This is a genomic window from Cyanobium sp. ATX 6F1, assembly GCF_024346315.1.
Lineage (GTDB): Bacteria > Cyanobacteriota > Cyanobacteriia > PCC-6307 > Cyanobiaceae > ATX-6F1.
In genome coordinates this window covers 1-6,088 of record NZ_JAGQCS010000017.1, presented here as the reverse complement: position 1 = coordinate 6,088, position 6,088 = coordinate 1, and the positions used below count along the sequence as shown (strand labels likewise).

Genomic DNA, 6,088 nt, shown 5'->3' with positions numbered 1-6,088 from the left:
AAAAAGTTTAGGAACTGACGCTTTTGCTGCGTCATGTCTGCTTTGAACTGAAGGCGCTGATCCGTTTGGGTTGAGCGCTAAGGGGAGGAGCAAGATGTGGCCGAATAGCAGCAAAGGTGTGAGGTCCCGTCAAAAAACAAACTAGCGACGGGAGCTGGAATGGAAGATTAATTGATGTGTTTTCACGGACGCAGCGGTTGATAGAAGAAAACCACCCAGTGACTGTTGCGACCGGATCTGAGATCTGGAAAGTCATTTTACCAGTGAGAGCAAAGCGCAAGTTTTGGGATTGATGGTGAGATGCGCTCTCGAACCCTTTTTAAAAAGGAGGCCAATCACTAAAAGTAGTACGCCAGTGCTGCATTTTAGGGATCAGGCAACACATGTTGAGAATTGCGCGAGCAGTTTAAAAGGATATGTGACTACAACGGAGAGTTTGATCCTGGCTCAGGATGAACGCTGGCGGCGTGCTTAACACATGCAAGTCGAACGAACCTTCGGGTTAGTGGCGGACGGGTGAGTAACGCGTGAGAATCTGCCCTCAGGAGGGGGATAACGGCTGGAAACGGCCGCTAATACCCCATATGCCGAGAGGTGAAATGAATTTCGCCTGAGGATGAGCTCGCGTCTGATTAGCTAGTTGGTGAGGTAATGGCTCACCAAGGCTTCGATCAGTAGCTGGTCTGAGAGGACGATCAGCCACACTGGGACTGAGACACGGCCCAGACTCCTACGGGAGGCAGCAGTGGGGAATTTTCCGCAATGGGCGAAAGCCTGACGGAGCAACGCCGCGTGAGGGATGAAGGCCTCTGGGCTGTAAACCTCTTTTCTCAAGGAAGAAGAACTGACGGTACTTGAGGAATAAGCCACGGCTAATTCCGTGCCAGCAGCCGCGGTAATACGGGAGTGGCAAGCGTTATCCGGAATTATTGGGCGTAAAGCGTCCGCAGGCGGCCTTGAAAGTCTGTCGTTAAAGCGTGGGGCTCAACTCCATTTCAGCGATGGAAACTACAAGGCTCGAGTGTGGTAGGGGCAGAGGGAATTCCCGGTGTAGCGGTGAAATGCGTAGATATCGGGAAGAACACCAGTGGCGAAGGCGCTCTGCTGGGCCATAACTGACGCTCATGGACGAAAGCTAGGGGAGCGAAAGGGATTAGATACCCCTGTAGTCCTAGCCGTAAACGATGAACACTAGGTGTCGGGAGAATTATCCCTCTCGGTGTCGTAGCTAACGCGTTAAGTGTTCCGCCTGGGGAGTACGCACGCAAGTGTGAAACTCAAAGGAATTGACGGGGGCCCGCACAAGCGGTGGAGTATGTGGTTTAATTCGATGCAACGCGAAGAACCTTACCAGGGTTTGACATCCTGCGAATCCCTTGGAAACGAGGGAGTGCCTTCGGGAGCGCAGTGACAGGTGGTGCATGGCTGTCGTCAGCTCGTGTCGTGAGATGTTGGGTTAAGTCCCGCAACGAGCGCAACCCACGTCTTTAGTTGCCAGCATTCAGTTGGGCACTCTAGAGAGACCGCCGGTGATAAACCGGAGGAAGGTGTGGATGACGTCAAGTCATCATGCCCCTTACATCCTGGGCTACACACGTACTACAATGCTACGGACAAAGGGCAGCAAACTCGCGAGAGCTAGCAAATCCCATAAACCGTGGCTCAGTTCAGATCGTAGGCTGCAACTCGCCTACGTGAAGGAGGAATCGCTAGTAATCGCAGGTCAGCATACTGCGGTGAATACGTTCCCGGGCCTTGTACACACCGCCCGTCACACCATGGAAGTTGGCCATGCCCGAAGTCATTACTCCAACCCGTAAGGGAGGAGGATGCCGAAGGTGGGGCTGATGACTGGGGTGAAGTCGTAACAAGGTAGCCGTACCGGAAGGTGCGGCTGGATCACCTCCTAACAGGGATACAATACAAATTTCTAGTCCAGACATTTTTGTAGCTGGCTAGGGATTCTGTCATCTCGATGGATAATCGGTACCTCAACTGAGGAGAGGATAAAAATCAGTGTCAACGAAAGTTGAGATTAATTTGAGATCCTTTAATTCAGATTCAGTTCCTAAACTTTGTCTAGGTCACACCCCACAGAGGATTCTCCTGGGCCATTAGCTCAGGTGGTTAGAGCGCACCCCTGATAAGGGTGAGGTCCCTGGTTCAAGTCCAGGATGGCCCATTCGTGTTTGGGGGTTTAGCTCAGTTGGTAGAGCGCCTGCTTTGCAAGCAGGATGTCAGCGGTTCGAGTCCGCTAACCTCCACTGACCAACCCTTCCAAACAACGGGAGGTTTACTCTGTGTGTGATTGACTTTAGATTTGATCCGCTGCCTGCGGATTCCAGCTTCATTTCATTCCCATTGATCAGCCGATCAATAGCTTATCCAGCTGCCAATCATTGGCCTGCTTGATTGCCATGGGTTGAAACGACGCTGGGCTCCTTAACGAGTTCAGCAGAACCTTGACAACTGCATAGGAAAGTCTGTTAATTAAGCATCTCATAGATGCCTGACATTAACGTTCAAGCTTTGGTTTGATCCAGGCAATCACTGAGAGGTGATGGCTTGAGTTGAGCCGGGGTTTTGAGGCGTCAATGAGCAGGAAAATTCTTGAGCAAGAGCCGAGACTCCGCATCATTCCTCAAATGTCGCCGAGACAGGAGGGGTCTGATTCCTTGTTTCATACCACTAGAAGAACGCTGACATCAAGGCCAATCGAAAGATGCGCCAAGAAAAAAGCCAAGCTCTAGCCGGTGAAACTGGAAGAATCTGCTTACAACAGCAGCAATGTGATGTGGAGGTTAATTGGTCAAGCTACAAAGGGCTCACGGTGGATACCTTGGCACACAGAGGCGATGAAGGACGTAGTTACCTGCGATAAGTCTCGGGGAGCTGGAAACACGCTTTGATCCGGGAATTTCCGAATGGGGCAACCCCTAGAACGGTCCGCTGAATCTATAGGCGGACGCGAGCCAACCCAGCGAACTGAAACATCTTAGTAGCTGGAGGAAAGGAAAGTAAAAAACGACTCCCTCAGTAGCGGCGAGCGAACGGGGACGAGCCTAAACCGATGGTTTCGACCATCGGGGTTGTGGGACAGCAACGTGGACCAGGGAAGTTAGAGGAAGCGTTTGAATGGCGCGCCATAGAGGGTGAAAGCCCCGTACTCGAAAATGGAACTGGCCTAGCTGTATCCCGAGTAGCACGGAGCACGTGGAATTCCGTGTGAATCAGCGAGGACCACCTCGTAAGGCTAAGTACTCCTGTGTGACCGATAGCGCAACAGTACCGCGAGGGAAAGGTGAAAAGAACCCCGGGAGGGGAGTGAAATAGAACATGAAACCGTGAGCTTACAAGCAATGGGAGCCCGACTGATCGGGTGACCGTGTGCCTGTTGAAGAATGAGCCGGCGACTTATAGGCACTGGCAGGTTAAACCGGGAATGGTGGAGCCATAGCGAAAGCGAGTCTGAATAGGGCGATCGTCAGTGTTTATAGACCCGAACCCGGGTGATCTAACCATGGCCAGGATGAAGCTTGGGTAACACCAAGTGGAGGTCCGAACCGACTGATGTTGAAAAATCAGCGGATGAGCTGTGGTTAGGGGTGAAATGCCAATCGAACCCGGAGCTAGCTGGTTCTCCCCGAAATACGTTGAGGCGTAGCGTCTAGTGCTCCAGCAGGGGGGTAAAGCCACCGTTTCGGTGCGGGCTGCGAGAGCGGTACCAAATCGATACGAACTCTGAATACCCTGTGTGTAACTAGGCAGTCAGACTGTGGGGGATAAGCTCCATGGTCGAAAGGGAAACAGCCCAGACCGCCAGCTAAGGTCCCCAAATCAATGCTAAGTGATAAAGGAGGTGGGATTGCCCAGACAACCAGGAGGTTTGCCTAGAAGCAGCCATCCTCAAAGGAGTGCGTAATAGCTCACTGGTCGAGCGATCCTGCGCCGAAAATGAACGGGGCTAAGCATTGTACCGAAGCTGCGGATTAATTTGTTCTTTGGAACAGATCAATGGTAGGGGAGCGTTCCATGTGGGGTGAAGCGTTAGCGTAAGCGGGCGTGGACTGCATGGAAGTGAGAATGTCGGCTTGAGTAGCGAAAACATGGGTGAGAATCCCATGCCCCGAAACCCTAAGGGTTCCTCCGGCAGGCTCGTCCGCGGAGGGTTAGTCAGGACCTAAGGCGAGGCCGAAAGGCGTAGTCGATGGACAACAGGTCAACATTCCTGTACCTGTCATGTTTTGGGAAGGGGGACGGAGAAGGCTAGCCCAGCCAGATGTTGGTTACTGGTTCAAGCGTTCGAGGCGTTGAGAAGTGGCGAAAACACTTTGAGCTGAGGCGTGAGTACGAGCTTCTACGGAAGCGAAGTGGGTGATGTCATGCTTCCAAGAAAAGCCCTATACCCGTTAAGGCATGATGGCCTGTACCCGAAACCGACACAGGTGGGGTGGTAGAGAATACCGAGGGGCGCGAGGTAACTCTCTCTAAGGAACTCGGCAAAATGGCTCCGTAACTTCGGGAGAAGGAGTGCCACCGCAAGGTGGTCGCAGTGAAGAGGCCCAGGCGACTGTTTACCAAAAACACAGGTCTCCGCTAAGTCGCAAGACGACGTATGGGGGCTGACGCCTGCCCAGTGCCGGAAGGTTAAGGAAGCTGGTCAGCGAAAGCGAAGCTAGCGACTGAAGCCCCGGTGAACGGCGGCCGTAACTATAACGGTCCTAAGGTAGCGAAATTCCTTGTCGGGTAAGTTCCGACCCGCACGAAAGGCGTAACGATCTGGGCGCTGTCTCGGAGAGAGGCTCGGCGAAATAGAATTGTCTGTGAAGATGCGGACTACGTGCACCCGGACAGAAAGACCCTATGAAGCTTTACTGTAGCTTGGTATTGTGCCCGGGCTCGCAATGCGCAGGATAGGTGGGAGGCATTGATCATCAGCTTGTGGGTTGATGTGAGCCAACGGTGAGATACCACTCTTTGCGAGCTAGGGTTCTAACCCTCATCCGTTATCCGGAGAGGGGACAGTATCAGGTGGGCAGTTTGACTGGGGCGGTCGCCTCCTAAAAGGTAACGGAGGCGCGCAAAGGTTTGCTCAGGCTGGTTGGAAATCAGCCGACGAGTGCAAAAGCAGAAGCAAGCTTGACTGTGAGACCAACAAGTCGAACAGGGGGGAAACCCGGCTTTAGTGATCCGACGGTTCTGAGTGGAAGGGCCGTCGCTCAACGGATAAAAGTTACTCTAGGGATAACAGGCTGATCTCCCCCAAGAGTTCACATCGACGGGGAGGTTTGGCACCTCGATGTCGGCTCATCGCAACCTGGGGCTGAAGTCGGTCCCAAGGGTTGGGCTGTTCGCCCATTAAAGCGGTACGCGAGCTGGGTTCAGAACGTCGTGAGACAGTTCGGTCCATATCCGGTGCATGCGCAAGAACATTGACAGGAGTTCTCCCTAGTACGAGAGGACCGGGAGGAACGCACCTCTGGTGTACCAGTTATCGTGCCAACGGTAAACGCTGGGTAGCCATGTGCGGAGAGGATAACCGCTGAAAGCATCTAAGTGGGAAGCCCACCTGAAGATGAGTGTTCTCATGGCTTAAGCCAGTAAGGTCACGGGAAGAACACCCGTTGATAGGCTCTACGTGGAAGCTTGGTAACAGGTGAAGCGGAGGAGTACTAATAGACCGAGGGCTTGACCAACGCTCGACTCTTGCACAGAAGGTGTGAGATGTTTGATGACAGACAACTGAATGACAGGTCTGGTTTTGTGAATGCAAGCCGGATGAGTTGATCAGTTCCTATGCAGTTCTCAGGGTTTTCCTGAGGATGAAAGACCAGGTCTGGAGACAGACCTATCCTGGTGTTCATGGCGCCGTGGAACCACTCCGATCCATCTCGAACTCGGTTGTGAAACGCGGCAGCGGCGAAGATAGTTGGAGGGTAGCTTCCTGCAAAAATAGCTCAATGCCAGGTAAAACTTTCATCCAATACCATCAGCTCAAGCTGCCGATCATCCGAGAGGAGTGAGTGGCGCGAGTGAGATGGAGAGAAGGCCACCCGAAGGGGTGGCTTTCTTGTGTCTGGAGATTCTG

2 tRNA genes and 3 rRNA genes are annotated in these 6,088 nt (G+C 53.0%); all 5 read left to right on the top strand.

Annotation, left to right across the window (positions count from 1 at the left end):
• The first annotated feature begins 424 nt into the window (after positions 1–424).
• The 5 genes from KBZ13_RS15585 to rrf all read left to right on the top strand — a co-directional run bounded on the left by KBZ13_RS15585 (position 425) and on the right by rrf (position 5,969).
• Positions 425–1,910 (top strand): 16S ribosomal RNA (locus KBZ13_RS15585).
• Positions 1,911–2,108: 198 nt separating this feature from the next.
• A tRNA-Ile gene (locus KBZ13_RS15580) sits at positions 2,109–2,182 on the top strand.
• A gap of 9 nt (positions 2,183–2,191) precedes the next feature.
• Positions 2,192–2,264, top strand: a tRNA-Ala gene (locus KBZ13_RS15575).
• A gap of 543 nt (positions 2,265–2,807) precedes the next feature.
• A 23S ribosomal RNA gene (locus tag KBZ13_RS15570) occupies positions 2,808–5,696 on the top strand.
• A 156-nt stretch (positions 5,697–5,852) separates the two neighbouring features.
• Positions 5,853–5,969, top strand: a 5S ribosomal RNA gene (gene rrf, locus KBZ13_RS15565).
• The 16S, 23S and 5S rRNA genes sit together here with 2 tRNA genes alongside, the layout of an rRNA operon.
• Positions 5,970–6,088 lie beyond the last annotated feature (119 nt).